General features: G+C 70.6%; 14 protein-coding genes and 1 pseudogene. 8 read left to right on the top strand and 7 right to left on the bottom strand.

Features of this window, described 5'->3' with window-relative positions; translation table 11 throughout:
• Both J0695_RS09700 and J0695_RS09695 read left to right on the top strand, forming a co-directional pair.
• A partial coding sequence (locus J0695_RS09700; RefSeq protein ID WP_206961487.1) for a choice-of-anchor A family protein occupies positions 1–2,057 on the top strand: 2,057 nt, incomplete at its 5' end.
• Positions 2,058–2,096: 39 nt separating this feature from the next.
• Positions 2,097–3,398, top strand: coding sequence for an amidohydrolase (locus J0695_RS09695; RefSeq protein ID WP_206961486.1), 1,302 nt, complete (start codon positions 2,097–2,099; stop codon positions 3,396–3,398).
• Positions 3,399–3,407: 9 nt separating this feature from the next.
• Here J0695_RS09695 and J0695_RS09690 read toward each other — a convergent pair whose 3' ends face one another.
• The 5 genes and pseudogenes from J0695_RS09690 to J0695_RS09670 all read right to left on the bottom strand — a co-directional run.
• A complete protein-coding gene (locus J0695_RS09690; RefSeq protein ID WP_206961485.1) occupies positions 3,408–4,766 on the bottom strand; it encodes a dipeptidase in 1,359 nt (452 codons plus the stop codon).
• A 59-nt stretch (positions 4,767–4,825) separates the two neighbouring features.
• The gene (locus J0695_RS09685; protein WP_206961484.1) at positions 4,826–5,326 is read right to left on the bottom strand and encodes a histidine kinase; all 501 of its coding nucleotides are present in this window, start codon (positions 5,324–5,326) and stop codon (positions 4,826–4,828) included.
• A gap of 100 nt (positions 5,327–5,426) precedes the next feature.
• The gene (locus tag J0695_RS09680; RefSeq protein WP_206961483.1) at positions 5,427–7,121 is read right to left on the bottom strand and encodes a SpoIIE family protein phosphatase; all 1,695 of its coding nucleotides are present in this window, start codon (positions 7,119–7,121) and stop codon (positions 5,427–5,429) included.
• Positions 7,118–8,665 carry an MFS transporter gene (locus J0695_RS09675; protein WP_206961482.1) on the bottom strand — a complete coding sequence of 516 codons (1,548 nt, stop codon included), beginning with the start codon at positions 8,663–8,665 and terminating at the stop codon, positions 7,118–7,120. The genes J0695_RS09680 and J0695_RS09675 overlap by 4 nt, the downstream gene beginning before the upstream one ends.
• Positions 8,666–8,711: 46 nt before the next feature.
• A pseudogene (locus J0695_RS09670) lies at positions 8,712–8,897 on the bottom strand (decarboxylase); the annotation flags it as partial.
• Between the two features lie 118 nt (positions 8,898–9,015).
• Here J0695_RS09670 and J0695_RS09665 point away from each other — a divergent pair.
• Both J0695_RS09665 and helR read left to right on the top strand, forming a co-directional pair.
• Positions 9,016–9,474, top strand: coding sequence for a DUF2871 domain-containing protein (locus tag J0695_RS09665; RefSeq protein WP_206961481.1), 459 nt, complete (start codon positions 9,016–9,018; stop codon positions 9,472–9,474).
• 278 nt (positions 9,475–9,752) lie between these two features.
• Positions 9,753–11,921 (top strand): RNA polymerase recycling motor ATPase HelR, encoded by a 2,169-nt coding sequence (gene helR / locus J0695_RS09660; RefSeq protein WP_206961480.1) that lies wholly within the window; start codon positions 9,753–9,755, stop codon positions 11,919–11,921.
• Between the two features lie 56 nt (positions 11,922–11,977).
• Here helR and J0695_RS09655 read toward each other — a convergent pair whose 3' ends face one another.
• Entirely contained in the window at positions 11,978–12,460 is a 483-nt protein-coding gene (locus J0695_RS09655) for a carboxymuconolactone decarboxylase family protein (protein ID WP_206961479.1), read from the bottom strand.
• A gap of 191 nt (positions 12,461–12,651) precedes the next feature.
• On the opposite strand from J0695_RS09655, the gene J0695_RS09650 reads away from it, so the two are divergent.
• On the top strand, positions 12,652–13,740 hold the full coding sequence (locus tag J0695_RS09650) for a magnesium and cobalt transport protein CorA (RefSeq protein WP_206961478.1): 1,089 nt from the start codon (positions 12,652–12,654) through the stop codon (positions 13,738–13,740).
• Between the two features lie 15 nt (positions 13,741–13,755).
• Here the strand turns inward: J0695_RS09650 and J0695_RS09645 are convergent, their stop codons facing one another.
• Positions 13,756–14,319, bottom strand: a complete 564-nt coding sequence (locus J0695_RS09645) for a GNAT family N-acetyltransferase (protein WP_206961477.1) — start codon at positions 14,317–14,319, stop codon at positions 13,756–13,758.
• A gap of 120 nt (positions 14,320–14,439) precedes the next feature.
• On the opposite strand from J0695_RS09645, the gene J0695_RS09640 reads away from it, so the two are divergent.
• From J0695_RS09640 to J0695_RS45140, 3 genes are all read left to right on the top strand, one after another.
• Positions 14,440–15,732: a hypothetical protein gene (locus tag J0695_RS09640; RefSeq protein WP_242552434.1), complete on the top strand. Its 1,293-nt coding sequence runs from the start codon at positions 14,440–14,442 to the stop codon at positions 15,730–15,732.
• A 44-nt stretch (positions 15,733–15,776) separates the two neighbouring features.
• On the top strand, positions 15,777–17,603 hold the full coding sequence (locus J0695_RS09635; protein ID WP_206961476.1) for an alkyl/aryl-sulfatase: 1,827 nt from the start codon (positions 15,777–15,779) through the stop codon (positions 17,601–17,603).
• The coding region (locus tag J0695_RS45140; RefSeq protein WP_206961475.1) for a SulP family inorganic anion transporter at positions 17,600–19,202 on the top strand (1,603 nt) is incomplete at its 3' end. The genes J0695_RS09635 and J0695_RS45140, both read left to right, overlap by 4 nt.

The raw sequence follows: 19,202 nt of genomic DNA, 5'->3' as shown, positions 1-19,202 counted from the left end.
CCGCGGCGGCCGTACCCACAAAAAGTCCCACCGGTACCGTCCGCGCCGCCACACCCCTCCCGGAAGGTCTCGGTCCCTGCGTGCCGGGGAACTGCCCGTCCGGCGGCTACCCGCCCATCAACAACGGCACGATCCAGTACCGCGACAACGCCGTCAACGTCTACGTCGGCGGCGACTTCCGCGTACGAGGAAGGGCCGCCGAGGCCGAGGGCCGGGTCGTCGTGCTCGGCACGTTCGACGAGAACATGGCGGCGGGCGCCAACGCGTACAACATCGGCGAGGCCGGTGTCGGCTCCCGCGTCGCACCGCCCGTCGGCGCGGACTGGCTGACCACAGGGGGCGACGTCACCATCGCCTCCGGCAAGCGGCTGCTGGCCGAGGAGGGTGTCGTACGGCACGCGGGCGACGCCACCGGGACGATCAACAGCCAGCAGACGGTCAAGGACCCGGACGCGGCCACCCCGTACATCCCCCTGCGGAACAAACTCACCGTCGCCAGCCAGTGCTACGCGCACCCCGAAGGCGGGACCAGGCCGCCCACAGGGACTGCCGTGCACTCGGGCGGGCAGACGCTGTTCACCGGGGACGGGACCTCCCCGCTCCAGGTGTTCAACGTCGACTTCGACATGGAGAGCGCGGGCGGCGGCCAGGAGGACATCGTCTTCGCCGGGATCCCGTCCGGCGCCACCGTGCTGATCAACATGCTCGGGACCAGCCGCACCATCAACACCTACAGCGGCAGCATCGACGACAGCAGCGCGTTCAACAAGCTGCGCGGCCGGCTGCTGTGGAACTTCCCCGACGCGACCGACGTGCAGTTCAAGGGCACCGCCCAGTTCCAGGGCAGTGTGCTGATCGGGAATCAGTCCTCCATGGCGACCATCGCCGTGCCCGGTATGAACGGGCGCTTCTTCACGACCGGTTCGCTCACCCACACCAGTGCCGCCGGCGGTGGCGGCGGCCAGGAGTTCCACAACTACCCCTTCGAGGGGGACCTGCCCGACTGCGCCACCCCACAGAACATCGGCGAGGTGACGGTTCTCAAGACGGACCGGGCCACCGGAAATCCGCTCGCCGGGGCCGAGTTCGAGCTCTGGGAGGAGACCAACGGCACGGACGGGCTGCAGACGAACGGCCCCGACCCCGACACCAGGCGCGGCAGCACCTGCACCACCGACACGGCCGGCGCCTGCACCAGGACCGAGCCCCTGGGCACGTACTACTGGCGCGAGACCAAGGCCCCCGACGATTACGTCCTGCCCGCCCCCAACGTCTTCGGACCGCTCACGCTCACCGTCGCCAACTGCGCCGCCGGCGTCTCGGTGACCGCCACCAACCAGCACCGGCCCATCGGCCCGCTCTCCGGCGACGTACGCGTCCTCAAGAAGGACAAGGCGACCGGCAAGCCGCTGGCCGGGGCCGTCTTCCAGCTCTGGCACGAGACCAACGGCACGGCGGGGCTGCAGACTTCCGGCTCCGGCGCGGACACCCCACTGGGCGCCCCCTGCACGACAAACGCCACCGGAGTGTGCGGGCGGACCGTCGCCCTCGGTACGTACTACTGGTCCGAAACCCGCGCCCCGGCCGGCTACGACCTCCCGGTCCCCGCGGTCGTCGGCCCCCTCGTCCTCACCACCGCCAACTCCTCCGCCGGTGTCTCGATGACCGCCGTCAACTCCCGGCACCCCGCCCCCAAGGGCTCGATCTCGGTGGCCAAGAAGGACCGGAAGACCGGCAGGCCGCTCGCGGGTGCCGTCTTCCGCCTCTGGCACGAGACCAACGGGCGTGCAGGACTGCAGAGTTCGGGAGCACGGCCCGACACCCCGGTCGGCCCCGGATGTGCGACCGATGCCCGAGGGCGGTGCGCCTTCGGCGGGCTTCCGCTCGGTACGTACTACCTGCGCGAGACGGCCGTGCCCGAGGGGTACGTCCTGCCGGGCAATCCGGTCGCCGGCCCCTACCGGGTGACCGCCGCCAACGCGCCCAAGGGCATCACCGTCACCCTCACCAACCGGCGTGGCGAGACGGGCAAGGGCAAGGGCAAGGGCAAACGCTGAGCCCGTGCGCTCCCGACCGCGCCGGACGAGTATGGGGGCATGACCGACAACGCGCGGCCCGAGGCCGTCACCCGTGTACTGGAGCGGCTGGGCACGATCACTCCCCGGCTCGAGTCCCTGTACAAGGACCTGCATGAGCACCCGGAGCTCTCGTACGCCGAGACCCGCACCGCCGCCGTCGTGGCGGCCGAGCTGAAGCAGCTCGGCTTCACGGTGACGGAAGGAGTGGGGCGCACCGGTGTGGTCGGCGTCCTCTCCCACGGCGAGGGCCCCAGGGTGCTGCTGCGCGCCGACTTCGACGCGCTGCCGGTCGCGGAGCAGACCGGGCTGCCGTACGCGAGCACCGCCACCGGTGTCGGCGTGGACGGCCAGGAGGTGCCGGTGATGCACGCCTGCGGGCACGACATGCATGTCGCCTGCCTGCTCGGCGCGCTCGACCTGCTGGCCGGGGCGCGCGACGACTGGTCCGGCACGGTCGTCGCGGTGTTCCAGCCCGCCGAGGAGCTCGGCACGGGGGCGCGGGCGATGGTCGACGACGGCCTGTTCGACATGGCCGGTGTGCCGGACGTGGTGCTCGGCCAGCATGTCGCGCCGGTGCCCGCCGGGATCATCGGCTGCCGCCCCGGGCCCGCGATGGCGGGCGGGGACACCTTGCACGTACGGATGTTCGGCCGGGGCGGGCACGGTTCGCGGCCCGAGATGACGGTCGACCCGGTGGTGATGGCCGCGTCCACGGTGATGCGTCTGCAGACCGTGGTCTCCCGGGAGATCGCGGGATCGGAGACCGCGGTCGTGACCGTGGGCGCGATCAACGCCGGGACGAAGGACAACATCATCCCGGACGAGGCCGAACTGAAGCTGAATATCCGCTCGTTCACTCCGGAGGTACGCACCACGGTCATGGACGCGGTCGCCAGGATCGTACGGGCCGAGGCCCTCGCGTCGGGCGCGGACCGGGAGCCGGAGATCGAGTCGGTGGCATCGTTCCCCGTCCTGGTCAACGACGCCCACGCCGTGGAGCGCACCATGGGCGCGCTGCGCACCCACTTCGGCGCGGAGTCCGTCATCGACCCCGGTGTCGTGACCGGCAGCGAGGACTGCGGCTTCCTCGCCACCGCCTCAGGGGCCGCCCTCTGCTACTGGTTCTTCGGCGGCATGGACCCCGCCCGCTATCTGACCGCCGCCAAGAACGGCACGCTCGGGCGCGACATCCCGTCGAACCACTCGCCGCTCTTCGCACCGGTCGTGGGGCCCACCGTGGACGCCGGAGTACGGGCGATGACCACGGCCGCCCTGGCCTGGCTCGGCCAGGGCGGTTCAGGCGGTCCCGCTACTTCGTGAAGACCACCCCTACTTCGTGAAGGCCGCCGCGTACTCCTGGAGGAAGCGCGCCTCGACGTGCGCCATGTGCTCGATCTCGGTCGGGTCGACGCTCTCGTTGGGCGCGTGGATGAGGCAGCGCGGCTCCTCGACGCCCATCAGGATGATCTCGGCGCGGGGGAACGCCCCGGCGAGGACGTTGCACAGGGGGATGGAGCCGCCCTGGCCGAGGTAGGCCATCGGCTTTCCGTAGACCTCGCGCATCGCCTTGCCGAGCGCGGCGTACGCGGGGCCTTCGGTGGCCGCCCGGAACGGTGAGCCCGAGCTCTCCGTCTCCACCTCGACCCGGGCGCCCCACGGGGCGGCCCCGGTCAGATGCGCTGCGAGCGCCGCGCGTGCCGCCCCGGCGTCCATACCGGGCGGCACGCGCAGGCTGACGCGGGCGCGGGCGGTGGCGGGCACGGCGGCGGCCGAACCGACCACGGGGGGACAGTCGATGCCGAGGACGGTGACAGCGGGGCGCGCCCACAGGCGGTCGGCGACGGAGCCCGTCCCGGTCAGCCGTACGCCTTCCAGCACACCGGCGTCCTTGCGGAACTGCTCCTCGTCGTAACCCACCCCCTCCCAACTCCCCTCGCAGTCAAGGCCGTTGATGCGGGTCGCGCCGGTCTCGGGGTCGCGGAGCGAGGCGAGCAGCTGAAGGAGGGCGGCGAGCGCGTCGGGAGCCGGGCCGCCGAACATGCCCGAATGGATCTCCCCCTCAAGGGTGTTCACCGTGACGACGACATTGGCCAGGCCGCGCAGCGAGACGGTCGCCGTGCCGACGCCGACCGCCGCGTTGCCCGTGTCGCAGATCAGCAGCGCGTCCGCGAGGAACTCCTCCGGGTGCCCGACGACGTACTCCTCAAGCCCTCCCGTGCCCTGCTCCTCCGAGCCCTCCGCGACGAACTTGATGCCCACGGGCACGTCGTCGCCGAGCGCCCGCAGCGCGGTGAGGTGCATGACGATGTTGCCCTTGCAGTCGGCGGTGCCGCGCCCGTACCAGCGCCCGTCGCGCTCGGTGAGGGTGAAGGGCGGGGTCGTCCAGGCGTCGTCGTCGAGCGGGGGCTGCACGTCGTAGTGGCAGTAGAGCAGGACGGTCGGGGCGCCGGGCGGGGAAGGGCGGTGGCCGATGACGGCGTGGCTGCCGTCCGGGGTCTCGACCAGGTGCACATCGTGCAGCCCGGCCTCGGTGAACGCGTCGGCCACCCACTGGGCGGCCTTGCGGCACTCCTCGGGCGGGTACTGGCGCGGGTCGGCGACCGAGGGGATCGACACCAGTTCGGTGAGGTCGGTCCTGGCGCGGTCCGTCAGCCCGGCGATCCGCCCGGCGAGATCGAGGTCGGTCACGGTGCTCTCCTGATCAGGGTTCAGTTCGGTTCCGTACGAACGTCCCGGTATCCCCGGGACTAGGGAGTGTCCGGCTCCTCGGCGGCGCGCTCCGCCGCCTCCACCTGCTCGGTGAACTCCTTCTCCGAGAGGCGTTCCACCGTGCCGCCGTGGCGCCCGGCAAGCTCGTCGGCGGGGTCGGGGGACGACTCGTGCAGGTCGAGTACGAGCATCGACACCCCGTCGTCGACCCGGCCGCTCAGCATGATCAGACCCGCGCCGCCCTCCATCAGCTGCCGGTTCTCCCTGGCGTTGGCCAGCGCCGCGCCCGCCGCGCTGCCGATCAGCACGCCGATCGGGCCGCCGAGCAGACCCACCAGGCCGCCCACCACACCACCGCCGACCGTGGGCACTCCGGCGCCGCGCACATGGTTCTCGGGGACGTCGATCAGCCCCTCGGCCGACCGTTCCAGGATGGCCGCCTGGCGCAGGCCGGGCAGCTGGAGCGCCTCCTCGTACGCGGCACGGCAGCGCTCCGGGTCGGAAAAGGCGATCAGCAGCACATGGTGGTTCTCGGTCATGTCGGGTGCTCTCCCTCGGGATCTGGCTCTGGCTCTGGCTCTGGCTCTGCGGGCAGTTGACGACGGGTGGCAACGGGTCCGGATACCCCGGATACCCCGGTTAGCCCGGATCGTTCCTGATCCGCGAGGCGAGTACCGCGATGTCGTCCTCCGCGTCCTGGCCGAATCGCTCCAAAGTGTCTTCGAGGAGGTCGTCCAGGCGGCCGCTGCTGGGCACCTTCAGGCTGGTCAGACGGTTCAGGGATACGTCGATGTCCTCGCCGCGCCGCTCCACGAGCCCGTCGGTGTACATGAACACGATCGTGCCGGGACCGCAGGACACCGTCGTCGACTCGTACCCCCCGAAGCCCGTACCGAGCGGCGGTCCGACCGGTACGGGGACCAGCCTGGCGCCCTCGTACGGGTCGATGAACACCGGCGGCAGATGGCCCGCGCTGGAGATCTGGCACTCCGAGTGGAACCGGTCCACCACCGCGAGCAGACAGGTCGCCGCCCGGTCCAGGCCCGAACGCTCCACCATCAGGTCCAGGCGCTCCAGGATCTGGTGCGGCTCCAGATCGTCCTCGGCCAGCAGCCGCAGCAGCGCGCGGTAGTGGCTCATGGCGACGGCTGCCTCGACCCCGTGCCCCATGACGTCTCCCATCGCCTTCAGATGGCGGCCGTCCGACAGGGGTACGACATCGAACCAGTCGCCGCCGACCACCGCACCGCGGTCGGCGGGCACGTACCGGGTGGCGACCTCGATGTGCGGGTGCCGGCCGCGCGGCTCGGAGAGCAGGGAGCGCTGGAGCTCCAGGGCGATGCCGTGCTCGCGCGCGTAGTGGCGCGCGTGGTCCAGGTGGACGGCGGCCCGGCCCGCCAACTCCCGTGCCACCACCACGTCTTCCTCGGCGAACACGGGCGAATCCCCCGCCCGTACGAGCGTGAGCGTGCCCAGCGGGTGGCTGCGTGAGGTGAGGGGGACGACCAGCGCCGAGTGCAGGCCGAGCACGCGGTAGGCGGCGACCCGTTCGGGGTCGGGGGCCGATCTGCTGATCTGCTCGTCGCTGTAGAGGTTCTCCATGACGGGCTGATTCGCGGCGAGACAGCGGGGGTTGGCCGCGTCTTCCTGGTAGTCGACGTACTGGCCCGGCTCCCCGAACTGGCCGACCGCGTCCCTGAGTCGGGGTACGGCGGCCATCGCGGCCCTCCGCAGCCTCAGTACCCCTGCCGGTGCCGGGCGCACGGACGGGCCCACGACCGGCGGGAAGACCTCGACGCTCGCCAGGTCCGCCAGGTCGGGCACGACGAACTCCGCCAGTTCACGGCAGGTGGTGTCCATGTCGAGGGTGGTGCCGATGCTGGTGGCCGCGGTGTCGAGGAGGGAGAGGTGCTGGCGGGCCCGTTCCAGTTCGCGCTGCTGCTGACGGCTGGCGCTGACCTCCAGGACGATGCCCACCAGGCCGTGGATCCGGCCGTTCAGCTCCAGCCGGTGGTACGCGCCGTGCCAGTAGCGCTTCTCCAGACCGGACGGCGCCCTGGTCTGCCCGCTGGACGTGGTCTCGCGCGGGTGGCCGTCCGCGAGCACCAGGCGCAGGACGTCGACGCGCGCGTCGACGTCGGGCAGCACCTCGGCGATGGTCCGGCCCAGGTGCTCTGCCGCCGGAACACCGTTGAGCCGCTCCAGCGCCGGGTTGACGTACAGATAGCGCAGCTCCGTGTCGAGCACGGCCACACCCGCCGACGTGCCCTCGGCCAGTGCGGCCAGCAGCACCTGGTCGAGGGGCGGTGGCGGGGGGCCGTCCCTGCCGGTCACATGTGCACGGCCGGCGCCGCGTCCTCGTCCACCGGGTGGATCGAGGGGGCGCCCGGCCGGTAGAGGATCACCGTGACCAGGAAGCCCAGGACGAAGAAGCCCGCCGACCACCAGTACGCGGTGGAGTAACTGTGCAGCTGCGCCTGCGCCTGGGTGCCGGGCGTCGGCTGCTTGCCGACCAGGAAGCTGGCCGCGGCGCTCGTGGCCAGGGTGTTGAGCAGGGCCGTACCGATCGAACCGCCCACCTGCTGGCTGGTGTTGACCATCGCCGATGCGACACCCGCGTCGCGCGGGCCCACACCGGAGGTCGCCAGGCTCATTCCCGGGGCGAAGACCAGACCGAGGCCGAAGCCCATCAGCATGAGCGGGAACAGGACGTGCGGGACGTACGAGCTGGACAGGTCGAGCTGCGTCATCCAGGCCATGGCCACGGCCGCGAGGAGCATGCCGGTGGGCACGATCGGCTTGGCGCCGTAGCGCGGGACCAGCTTGTTGGTCGTGATCACCGAGATGACGACCATGACGGCGACCATCGGGAGGAAGGCCAGACCCGTCTTGACCGGGGAGTAGTGCAGGGACTGCTGGAGGTAGTACGTGAGGAAGAGGAAGACGCCGAACATTCCCGCGCCCGAGATGAACATCGCGGCGAAGGACGCCCCGCGGTCGCGGTCGAGGATGACGCGCAGCGGCAGGAGCGGGTGGGCGGCCCGCGTCTGCCACCAGCCGAACGCGGCCACGAGTACGGCACCGACGACCAGGAAGCCCCAGGTCTGGGGTGAACTCCAGGCGTGCGTCTCGGCGTTGGAGAATCCGTACACGATGCAGAACAGACCGGCGGAGACCAGGACCGTGCCGGGCACGTCCAGTTTGGGGCGGTCGGCGGGGACGCCGGGCTGCAGCAGCCGGAGGGCGCCGACGAAGGCGACGACGGCGATGATGAGGTTGACGTACAGGCACCAGCGCCAGTCCAGGTACTCGGTCAGGATCCCGCCGAGGAGCAGGCCCACCGCGCCGCCCGCACCGGCGATCGCGCCGTAGATACCGAAGGCCTTCGCCCGTTCCTTGGGGTCGGTGAAGGTCGTGGTGAGCAGCGACAGCGCGGCGGGCGCGAGCATCGCGCCGAAGAGGCCCTGCAGGGCACGCGCCGACACCAGCATCCCGAAGCTGGTCGCGGCGCCGCCGAGCGCCGAGGCGAGGGCGAAGCCGACCAGTCCGATGAGGAAGACGCGCTTGCGGCCGATGAGGTCGGCGACACGGCCGCCGAGCAGCAGGAGCGAGCCGAAGGCGAGCGCGTACGCGGTGACGATCCACTGTCGGTTGCCGTCGCTGAAGCCGAGGTCGGCCTGGGCGGAGGGCAGCGCGATGTTCACGATCGTCGCGTCGAGCACCACCATGAGCTGGGCGAGCCCGATGACGCCGAGAACCCACCAGCGGTGGGAGGGGTGATCGGGGTCGGGACCGCGCTTGGCCCGACCGCCCTTGGTCAGGGACGCGGCGGCGTCGGCATCGGCTATCGGTGCGGGCTCGCCGGAGGTGGTAGCCATGCCATCCACGCTAAGCGGAGGGGTATGTTCCCGCCACGCGGAGCGATCACACCTGCCGTACGGTCACGCCCGCCGCGACCAGCGCACCGACCTCCTCGTCCGACGCGTCCCCGTCGGTGACCACGGCGTGCAGCGCCGAGGCGGGGGCGACGAAGGCGAGCCCGGTACGGGAGAGCTTGGCGGAGTCCGTGACGGCGATGACCCGGCGGGCCGATGCGATGGCGGCGCGCTTCGGTCGCGGCCTGCACGGCGGGCCCGCTGCTGCGGACGGGGCGGACGGCCGACCTGGTGAGCAGCTGATTTCGGCGATCTCCTGCGAGCGGTGATCAGACCGGGTCACGATCTCCGTCATGAAGAAGCTCTATTACGCGGCGCACACGTACATGATCGTCGGGGTTGTCAGCGGCCTCTACTACCGCGAGATCACCAAGCACTACGACTTCACGGGCGACAGCCAACTGGGCGTTGTACACACGCACTTGCTGGCGCTCGGGATGCTTTTCCACTTGATCGTGCTGGCACTGGAGAAGCTGTTCACGCTGTCCGCCGACGGACGGCTCTTCAACTGGTCGTTCTGGGTCTACAACGCGGGCCTGGTTCTCACTGTGACGATGATGACGATCCACGGCACGCAGACGGTGGCCGGAGCGAGGACGAGCGAAGCGGTCTCGGGGATCGCGGGGCTGGGCCACATTGTGCTGACCGTGGGCCTGATCCTCTTCTTCATCAACCTCGGGAAGCGGATACCCGCCAAGGCGGAGGCTCCGGGTGCGGAGGCGGAGCGGGTGGAGGCCTTGTCTCGGGGGTGAGGCGGGGGCCGGCTCAGCGCTCCCGAGCCGCATGGAGATTCTGCCGAACCGTTTGGGTGGTCCTGCGGGGCCTTCGAGTCGCCTCAAGGCAGTGGGAAGAGGAGGTACACCCACTCCTTTCCACTCTCAACGTATAGCGCACTGGGGGGCTTGCGGCAAGGCCCCATCCGTGGGGCAGAATCGCTCGCCGAAGCCAGATCCGGCGGAAATGGGAGATTCACTCAGTGCGTTCGCTTATGTCAGGTTCAGATTCGGGTTCAGGATCCGGAGCCGAAGACATGCACCCCTCGGCCACCAGCGCGTTCGACCTCTCCGACCGTCTCTCCCCCAAGGCCGACCCGGCGTTGATCGGCGGCGACGAGCAGCACTTCGCGGCCATCGCGGAGAGCCTCGCCGAGGCCATCGCCGAGCTGTCCGACCGCCTCGACGCCACGCGCAGGGCGCCCGGCGGCATCGGCCGCGAGGCCATGGACCGTGACTCGGAGATCCACCGGCTGACCGGCCGGCTGCGCGCCCTGCGCCGCTTCGGGCTCGACCTCTGCCTCGGGCACTTCGTCAGCGCGGACGACTCCGAGCCCGTCTACATCGGGCGCCTCGGCCTCACCGACAGCAGTGGGCGCAGGCTGCTGCTCGACTGGCGCTCCCCCGCGGCCAAGCCGTTCTTCGCGGCGACCCACGCCACCCCGATGGGGCTGGCGAGCCGTCGCAGGTACCGCTGGACCCGCGGCCGGATCAGCGACTACTGGGACGAGGTGTTCACCGCCGACGGGCTCGAAGGGCACGCCGCGCTCGACGACCAGTCCGCCTTCATCGCCAGCCTGGGCAGCAACAGGTCCTCCCGTATGCGGGACGTGCTCGCCACCATCCAGTCCGACCAGGACGCCGTCATCCGGGCGGGATCACGCGGCGCCCTCGTCGTCGACGGCGGACCCGGTACGGGAAAGACCGTCGTCGCCCTGCACCGGTCCGCCTACCTCCTCTACTCCGACCCCCGCCTGGGCCACCGTCGCGGCGGCGTCCTGTTCGTCGGTCCGAGCCGGCCCTACCTCGCCTATGTCGCCGACGTACTCCCCAGCCTCGGCGAGGAGGGCGTGCAGACCTGCACCGTGCGGGACCTCGTCGCCGAAGGGGCCGAGGCAGCGGTCGAGACCGACCCGGATGTGGCCCGGCTGAAGTCGTCCGCCGACCTGGTGCAGGCGATCGAGCCGGCCGTCGGCATCTACGAGGAGCCGCCCAAGAAGGGGATGACGGTCTCGACGCACTGGTCCGACATCTGGCTGAGCGCCGCCGACTGGGCCGCGGCCTTCGACGCACCCGAACCGGGCACTCCGCACAACGAGGCGCGCGACCAGATCTGGGAGGAACTGGTCACGATCCTCATGGACAAGCACGAGGAGAACGGCGGCGACGAGGCCGAGGTCTCCTCCGAGCTGTTCCGCCGGTCCCTTCTCCAGGACCGGGAGCTCGTCGGGACCCTCAACCGCGCCTGGCCGATGCTCGAACCGACCGACCTCGTCGGGGACCTGTGGACCGTGCCCGCCTACCTGCGCAAGTGTGCGCCGTGGCTCGGCCCGGACGACGTACGGAAGCTGCAGCGCGCGGACGCCCAGGCCTGGACGGTCTCCGACCTGCCGCTCCTGGACGCGGCGCGGCAGCGGCTCGGCGACCCGGAGGCGTCCGTGCGCAAGCGCCGGCACGAGGCCTCGGTCGCCGCCGAACATGCGCACAGGACCGACGTCATGGACAGCCTGCTGGACAACGTCGAGATCGACGAGGCCGAAGGCGCGCTGGGGATGCTGCGCGGGAAGGACCTGCAGGCCTCCCTGATCGACGAGAGCGCCATGCCCATCGCCGAACCGGACCTGCTGGCGGGCCCGTTCGCGCACATCATCGTGGACGAGGCCCAGGAACTGACGGACGCCGAGTGGCAGATGCTGCTGCTCCGCTGCCCCTCCAGGAGCTTCACCATCGTCGGGGACCGCGCCCAGGCCAGGCACGGGTTCACCGAGTCGTGGGAGGAGCGTCTGGAGCGGATCGGGTTCGACCGGATCAATGTGGCGTCCCTGAGCATCAACTACCGGACGCCCGAGGAGGTCATGGCGGAGGCCGCGCCCGTCATCAGGGCCGAACTTCCCGACGCCAATGTGCCGACGTCCATCCGCAGCAGCGGCATCCCCGTCGTCCACGGTTCCGCCGCGGATCTGGACACGGTCCTGGACGAATGGCTCGGTACGCACGGAGAGGGGATCGCCTGCGTCATCGGGGATCCGGCCTTCCGGGCGACGTCCCGCGTACGGTCGCTGACCCCGGAGCTGTCGAAGGGGCTCGAATTCGATCTGGTCGTCCTCGTGGACCCGGACCAGTTCGGCAAGGGCATCGAAGGGGCCGTCGACCGCTATGTGGCGATGACCCGGGCGACCCAGCGGCTCGTCGTCCTCACGAGCTGAGGTTCCGCTTTCAGCGCCCCTGGGCCCCCGTGCGGGGCCCAGGGCGGGCACCCCCGTCAGGCGTGCTGGGCGTGCTGACCCGGCTGGTAGTCGCCGGCGGGCTGCCGGGTGATGACGTTCAGCCGGTTGAAGGCGTTGATGAGCGCGATGACACACACCAGGCTGACCAGCTCCTCCTCGTCGAAGTGCTTGGCCGCATTCGCCCAGACGTCGTCGGGTACGCCACCTGCGGCGTCAGCGATGCGCGTGCCCTCCTCCGCCAGCTCCAGGGCGGCGCGCTCGGCCTCCGTGAACACCGTGGCCTCCCGCCAGGCCGCGACCAGGTTGAGGCGTACCGAGGTCTCCCCGGCCTGTGCGGCCTCCTTGGTGTGCATGTCGATGCAGCCGGCGCAGCCGTTGATCTGGCTGGCGCGGAGCTTCACCAGCTCCTGCGTGGCCATCGGCAGCGTCGTGCCCGAGAGCACGTTGTTCGCCGCGATGAGGTGCTTGATCGCCTTCATCGCGACCGGGCTCTGGAGGGGGTTCATACGAGCTTCCATGGTGGACTCCTGTGCCGTTGCTTTCGCTGTCACCCATAAGACAAAGCAACCGGCCGAGATGTGACAGGGCCGGATGTGACGTGCGTCTCCCGGCGGTCGGCGTTCGGTGATCGGCGGTCGGCGGTCGGCGGTCGGCGGTCGGCACCCCCCGCCCCGACCCCGCCCCGCGGCCCGGTGGGACACTGCCCGGCATGCCGCTCATCAGCAATCTCCGTCGCGCGGTGCGCAGGACGTACCGCCGCACGGTCGACCTCAGCCACCCCGCCCGCTCGCCGCTCGGCAGTGCGGTCGTCAACTGTGTGGTCTACCAGGACGGCATTCGGCAGGCGGGCGACTGCCCGGCCGAGGACGCGCTGTGGCGGGTGCGCAAAGCGGGCAAGGGGTTCGTCTGGATCGGCCTGCACGAGCCGGAGCAGCCCGAACTCGCCGACCTCGCCGAGCTGTTCGGCCTGCATCCGCTGTCGGTGGAGGACGCGATGCGCCCGCACCCCCGGCCCAAGATCGAGGCGTACGACGGGATCCTGTTCGCCGTGTTCAAGACCGTCGGCTATGTGGAGCACGAGCAGCTGACCACGACCAGCGAGGTGGTCGACACCGGCGAGGTCGTCGTCTTCGCCGGGCCCGATTTCGTCATCACCGTGCGGCGCGGGCGCCACGGTTCGCTCGGTCCGCTGCGCGAAGGACTCGAAGCGTCGCCCGAGCAGCTGGCGAAGGGTCCTGCCGCTGTGCTGCACGCCATCGCCGACCTGGTGATCGAGGGATTCGCGGATGTCGCGGACGCCGTGCAGGACGACATCGACGGCGTCGAGACGGCGGTCTTCGCACAGACCGCGGGGCGCTCCGACGCCGGGACGATCTACCAGCTGAAGCGCGAACTCCTCGAATTCAGGCGGGCGGTGGCCCCGCTGGACCGCCCCCTCCAGAAGCTCATCGCGCAGCCGATGCCGCTGATCGGTCCCGACATCCAGGCGTACTTCCGGGACATCGCGGGGCGTCTCGCCCGCATCACCGAGCAGCTCGCCTCCTACGACGGGCTGCTCGATTCGATACTCCAGGCGCATCTGGCCCAGGTGACCGTGGCGCAGAACGAGGACATGCGGAAGATCACCGCATGGGCGTCGATCGTCGCGGTCCCGACGATGGTCTGCGGGATGTACGGCATGAACTTCGACCACATGCCGGAACTGCACTGGCGCTACGGGTACCCGATGGCCATGACGGTCGTCGTGATCGCCTGCCTGGTGATCTACCGCGGCTTCCGGCGCAACGGCTGGCTCTAGAGGAGCTCCGGCGGGTCAGGCCGCATGCGCCAGCGGCCGGCTCCAGGCCTCGTACAACAGTGAGGCCTGCGTCCCCGAAGTCTGGGGCTGTACGTCGCCGAAGCGCGCCCAGCCCCACTCCTGGAGCGCACTGCGGACCGGTACGTTGGCCGGCTCCACCAGGGCGGTGACCAGCGTCGCGCGCGTGCGGATCAGCAGCTGGTCGACGAGCCTGGTGGCGATCTGCCGGCGCCGGAAGGCGGGCAGCACCATCAGTTCCGCGAGGACGAAGACATGCCCGGACGCGGTCAGCTCCTCGACGCCCACCGGCAGTCCGCCGCGGAAGCCGTGCCAGATGTCGCCGCCGCGCTCCAGCACGTACCCGTAGGCACAGCCCGCGAGCAAGTGCCCGTCGGCGACCATCATGTCGAAGCCGGGGCGCTGCATGTCCTCGGCGAACCGCCGCAGGAAGTCCTGCCGGTCGTGGTACTCCTCACCCGGTGCCCGCCGGTACGCCTCGACGTACGTATCGGCGATGGCCTCCCGCTGCTGCTCAGCCTGCCAGCGGGTCAGCCGCCGCATGAAGACCTCTGCTGCCATGGGTCCCTCCCCCTCGTTCCTCTCCCATCGTCGCAGTGTGATGCGGACAGGGATAGGTGGCAGTGGCCGTACGGCCCTCTCCGGCGTGCGGCGGACGCCTCCATACCGTCCCCTGGTCACATGACGGCGGACGAGACAGAACGCGACACCGAGCTGACCCGGCTACGCGCCAGGGTCGCCCAGCTGGAGCAGCCGCGCCACCGCATGCGGTCGGCCTTCGCCGTGGTGCTGATCCTGCTGGCCGCGATCCTGACCCCGCTCGCGGCCGTCGCCGTCTGGACGAGCGACGAGATCGGCGACACCGACCGCTATGTGGCGACGATGGCGCCGCTCGCCTCCGACCCCGACATCCAGGCCGGTGTGACCAACCGGGTGACCGACGCCGTCATGGAACACGTGGACGTCAACTCCCTGCTGGCCGAGGTGGCGCCCGCCGACCGGCCCAGGCTCGATCAGCTCATCTCCCGGCTGGGCAAACCGCTCTCCTCCGGGCTGACGAGCTTCGTCCACAGCACGGTGGAGAGGTTCGTGGCGAGCGACGCCTTCGCCACGATCTGGACCGGCCTCAACCGGGCCGCGCACACCGCCGTCGACAAGGCGCTCACCAGCGACAACGGCAACAAGGTGACCATCGACCTGGCGCCGGTGATCGACAAGGTCAAGGAGCGGCTCGTCGGCGACGGGCTGAACATCGCCTCGAAGATCCCCGAGGTGCACACCAGTTACACCGTCGTGGACTCCGACGCGATCGGAAAGGCCCGCACCGGCTTCCGGCTGCTGAAGATCGCCGGGGTCTGGCTGCCCGTCATCACCCTCCTGTTCGCCGCGGCCGGAGTGCTGCTCGCCGTGCGCAGGCGGCGCGCCCTGGTGACCGCGGCGCTGCTGGTCGGCGGCGGTGCGCTGGCCCTGGGGCTCGGCCTGGTGATCTTCCGGAGCCTCTATCTCGACAAGCTCCCCGACACGGTCTCGCAGCCCGCGGCGGCCGCGGTCTTCGACACCCTGGTGGGCTTTCTCCGTACGTCGGTCCGCATGGTGGCCGTCCTCGGCGCGGTCGTCGCGCTGGGCGCCTGGCTGACCGGGTCCGGCCGTTGGGCGGCGCGGGCGAGGGAGATGTGGACCGGCGGGATCGGTGCGGTACGCGGGGCGGCGCACCTGGACACCGGGGCGGCCGGCCGCTGGGTGCATGCTCAGCGGACCTGGCTGAACTGGGGCGTGGTCGCCGTCGCGGTCGTCGTCTTCCTGCTGTGGAGCCATCCGACGGGTGTTGTCGTCCTGGTGATCGCGCTCTGCACGCTGGTCGCGCTGGCTCTGGTGGAATTCCTGGCGGCCGACCCGGCCGACCCGACCGACCCGTCGGACTCGTCGGACTCGTCGGACCCGGCGGCTCCTGCCACGGCTCCAGCAGACAGCTGAACCCAAAATGCATAAATGTCCCAATTCGGTTGTACTGAGGGACTATGAGCACCCTTCCTTCCTTCACGGACACCACCGACTTCGACAACGCGGACCGCGGTCTGGTCGCCTCACTCAAGCCTGGCGTCGTCACGAACGCGGAAGGCCGGGTGATCTACGACAGCGACGCGTACGCCTTCCTCTCCGCCGAGTGCCCCGACACCGCCCACCCCAGCCTCTGGCGGCAGGCCCAGCTCGCCTCCAAGCAGGGCCTGTACGAGGTGACGGACGGGATCTACCAGGTCCGCGGCCTCGACCTCTCCAACATGACCCTCGTCGAGGGCGACACCGGCGTCATCGTCATCGACCCGCTCATCTCCACCGAGTGCGCGGCCGCCGCCCTCGCCCTCTACCGGGAGCACCGCGGCAAGCGTCCCGTCACCGGCGTCATCTACACGCACTGCCACGGCGACCACTTCGGCGGCGTCCGCGGCGTCCTGCCCGAGGACCCCGCCGGCATCCCGATCCTCGCCCCCGAGGGCTTCCTGGAGCACGCGGTCGCGGAGAACGTGTACGCGGGCAACGCCATGACCCGCCGGGCGATCTTCATGTACGGGGACTCGCTCGCCAAGGCCCCCGAAGGACAGATCGGCGCGGGCCTGGGCATGACGACGTCCACCGGCACCATGAGCCTGGTCCCGCCGACGGTCGACATCACGCACACGGGCCAGGAGGAGACGGTCGACGGCGTCCGTATCGTCTTCCAGGTCACGCCCGGCACCGAGGCGCCGTCGGAGATGAACTTCCACTTCCCCGACCGCAGGGCCCTGTGCATGGCGGAGAACGCCACCCACAACATGCACAACATCCTGACCCTGCGCGGCGCGGTCGTCCGCGACTCCCGCGTCTGGGCCCACTACCTCGACGAGGCCATCGGCCTCTTCGGCGAGGGCTCGGACGTCGCGTTCGCCTCGCACCACTGGCCGACCTGGGGCAAGGACGCGATCGTCACCTTCCTGGCCCAACAGCGCGACCTGTACGCGTACATGCACGACCAGACGCTCCGTCTGCTCAACGCCGGGTACACCGGTCTGGAGATCGCCGAGGAGATCCAGCTGCCTCCCGCGCTGGAGACCAGCTGGCACGCGCGTGGCTACTACGGCTCGCTCAGCCACAACGTCAAGGCGATCTACCAGCGCTACATGGGCTGGTACGACGGCAACCCGTCCCACCTCTGGGAGCACCCGCCGGTCGACAACGCCAAGCGCTACGTCGACTGCATGGGCGGCACGGACGCGGTCGTCACCAAGGCCGGTACGTACACCGACACCGGCGACCTGCGCTTCGCCGCGACGCTCCTCGGCCACGCCGTCTTCGCCGACCCCGACCACACGGGCGCCCGCGACGCGCTCGCCGCCGTCTACACCAAGCTCGGCCACGGCTCCGAGAACGGCACCTGGCGCAACTTCTACCTCACCGGCGCCAAGGAGCTGAAGACAGGACCCCAGCCCATCACTCTGGACATGGGCAGCCCCGAGATGTCCATGGCCCTCACCATCGAGCAGCTCATCGACTCCCTGGCGGTACGGGTCAACGGCCCGCGCGCCTGGGACCTCGACCTCACCGTCGACTGGATCGTCACCGACCTCTCCACCCGCCACCGTCTGACCCTCTCCAACGGGGCGCTCACCCACCTGAGTTACGGCGCCGACACCCCCGTGACGGGCGACGCGGCCCCCCTCACGCTGACCCTGACGAAGCCGCAGCTGCTCGGGATGCTGGGCGGGCGCGGCCTCGAAGGCATCACGACGAACGGCAACCCCCAGGTCCTGGGCCAGCTCATGTCCGTACTCGACGAGCCGGACAAGGCCTTCGCGATCGTCACGCCGTGAACCTGAGGCTCGGCCGGCCCAAACCGTCGGACGTCTCCGCAGGCCTGGTCACCGGGCTCTTCTCCATCCCCGAAGGCATGGCCTACGCGGCGATCGGCGGATTCAACCCGGTCACCGGCATCTACGCCGGTGTCGTCCCGACGATCCTGGGCTCGTTCTTCGCCCGTACGGTCCTGATGGTCACCACCCTCACCTCGGCCATCGCGCTCACCTCCCAGAGCGTGATGTCCGGGGCGGGGGTGGACCCCAAGGACGCCGGGAACATCGCCACGCTCGCCGTCCTGGCCGGGGTGATCATGCTGGTGCTCGGGGTGCTGAAGCTCGGCGCGGTGATGAGCTTCGTCTCCAACGCCGTGATGACCGGCTTCTCCACGGGCATCGCGCTGCAGATCATCACCGGCTCGCTCAAGGACGCCACCGACTACAAGCCGACCGGCCACAACAAGCTCTGGCAGCTGGGCAACTGGCTCTGGGACATCCCCCACTGGCAGCTCGCCTCCACCCTCACGGCGGTCGCGACGGTTGTTGTCTGGGCGCTCGTCCGTCTGGTCAAACGGCTGGTGGCGGTGTCGGTGCTGGTCGCCCTGGTGGTGGTGAGCTTGGGGGTCGGCATCCTCGGTACGGACGTGGAGATGGCCGGCGACATCGCCCACATCCCCGCCGCCCTCCCCGCCTTCACCGCCCCCGACCTCGGATCGCTCGGCGCCCTGCTGCCCGGCGCCTTCGCGGTCGCCCTGGTCGCCCTGGCCCAGGCGGCCTCGATCGGCCCGACGGTCCCCAACCCCGACGGCACCAAGTCCTCCGTCAACGGCGACTTCATCTCCCAGGGCATCGCCAACGTGGGCGGCGGCCTCTTCGGCGGACTGCCGACCGGCGGCTCCATGTCCCGTACGGGCGTGGCCGTCAGCGCGGGCGCGCGGACCCGGTGGACGGGCATCTTCGCGGGCCTGTGGCTTGCGCTCCTCGTCCTCACGCTCGGCTCGCTCGCCGAACAGATCCCGATGCCGGTGATCGGCGGCCTGATCATCGTGATCGGCGTCGAACTGATCCTGGGCCGGGTCAAGGACATCAAGCTGATCCTGCGTACCTCCGCCCTCTCGACGGCGGCGATGGTCGTCACGTTCCTGGCGACGACCCAGCTCCCGCTGCAGCAGGCGATCATCATCGGCGCGGTGCTCTCGCTGCTGCTGTACTGCGTCCAGGCGGCCCGCCAGAGCGGCCTGCGCACCCTGGAGCCCGGCGCGGGCCCCGCCACGGCTTGGCGGATCGCGCCGCCCCCTTCGCGGATCGCCCCCGGCACGGTCACGGTCCTCTACTACGCCGGTACCTCCCTCTTCGCGGAGGCCCCGCGCATCGACGAGCAGTGGCCGGACACGAAGGAGGCGGCGGGCTCGGCGGTGATCCTCGCGGTCCGGGGCGTACCGGAGGTCCCGTCCTCGGCGGTCCTGAAGATGCTCCGCCGGTACGCCATCGATCTGCGGGCCCATGGCGGGCGGCTGTACCTGGCGGGGGTCGAGCCGAAGCTGGCGGAGGTGCTGCGGAAGACGGGGGTGGCGGCGGAGCTGGGGGAGGACGCGGTGGTGGAGGCGACGCCGGAGG

It is taken from the genome of Streptomyces beijiangensis (assembly GCF_017315755.1).
In the GTDB taxonomy this organism is placed as follows: domain Bacteria; phylum Actinomycetota; class Actinomycetes; order Streptomycetales; family Streptomycetaceae; genus Streptomyces; species Streptomyces beijiangensis.
Note: the sequence above shows the minus strand (reverse complement) of the source record. Positions and strands in the feature narration are given on the sequence as shown.

Excerpts from the sequence above, each read along its gene's own strand:
- J0695_RS09695 (WP_206961486.1), top strand. The coding sequence starts at position 2,097 with ATGACCGACAACGCGCGGCCCGAGGCCGTCACCCGTGTACTGGAGCGG.
- J0695_RS09685 (WP_206961484.1), bottom strand. The coding sequence starts at position 5,326 with ATGACCGAGAACCACCATGTGCTGCTGATCGCCTTTTCCGACCCGGAG.
- J0695_RS09675 (WP_206961482.1), bottom strand. The coding sequence starts at position 8,665 with ATGGCTACCACCTCCGGCGAGCCCGCACCGATAGCCGATGCCGACGCC.
- J0695_RS09665 (WP_206961481.1), top strand. The coding sequence starts at position 9,016 with ATGAAGAAGCTCTATTACGCGGCGCACACGTACATGATCGTCGGGGTT.
- helR (WP_206961480.1), top strand. The coding sequence starts at position 9,753 with ATGCACCCCTCGGCCACCAGCGCGTTCGACCTCTCCGACCGTCTCTCC.
- J0695_RS09655 (WP_206961479.1), bottom strand. The coding sequence starts at position 12,460 with ATGGAAGCTCGTATGAACCCCCTCCAGAGCCCGGTCGCGATGAAGGCG.
- J0695_RS09650 (WP_206961478.1), top strand. The coding sequence starts at position 12,652 with ATGCCGCTCATCAGCAATCTCCGTCGCGCGGTGCGCAGGACGTACCGC.
- J0695_RS09645 (WP_206961477.1), bottom strand. The coding sequence starts at position 14,319 with ATGGCAGCAGAGGTCTTCATGCGGCGGCTGACCCGCTGGCAGGCTGAG.
- J0695_RS09640 (WP_242552434.1), top strand. The coding sequence starts at position 14,440 with ATGACGGCGGACGAGACAGAACGCGACACCGAGCTGACCCGGCTACGC.
- J0695_RS09635 (WP_206961476.1), top strand. The coding sequence starts at position 15,777 with ATGAGCACCCTTCCTTCCTTCACGGACACCACCGACTTCGACAACGCG.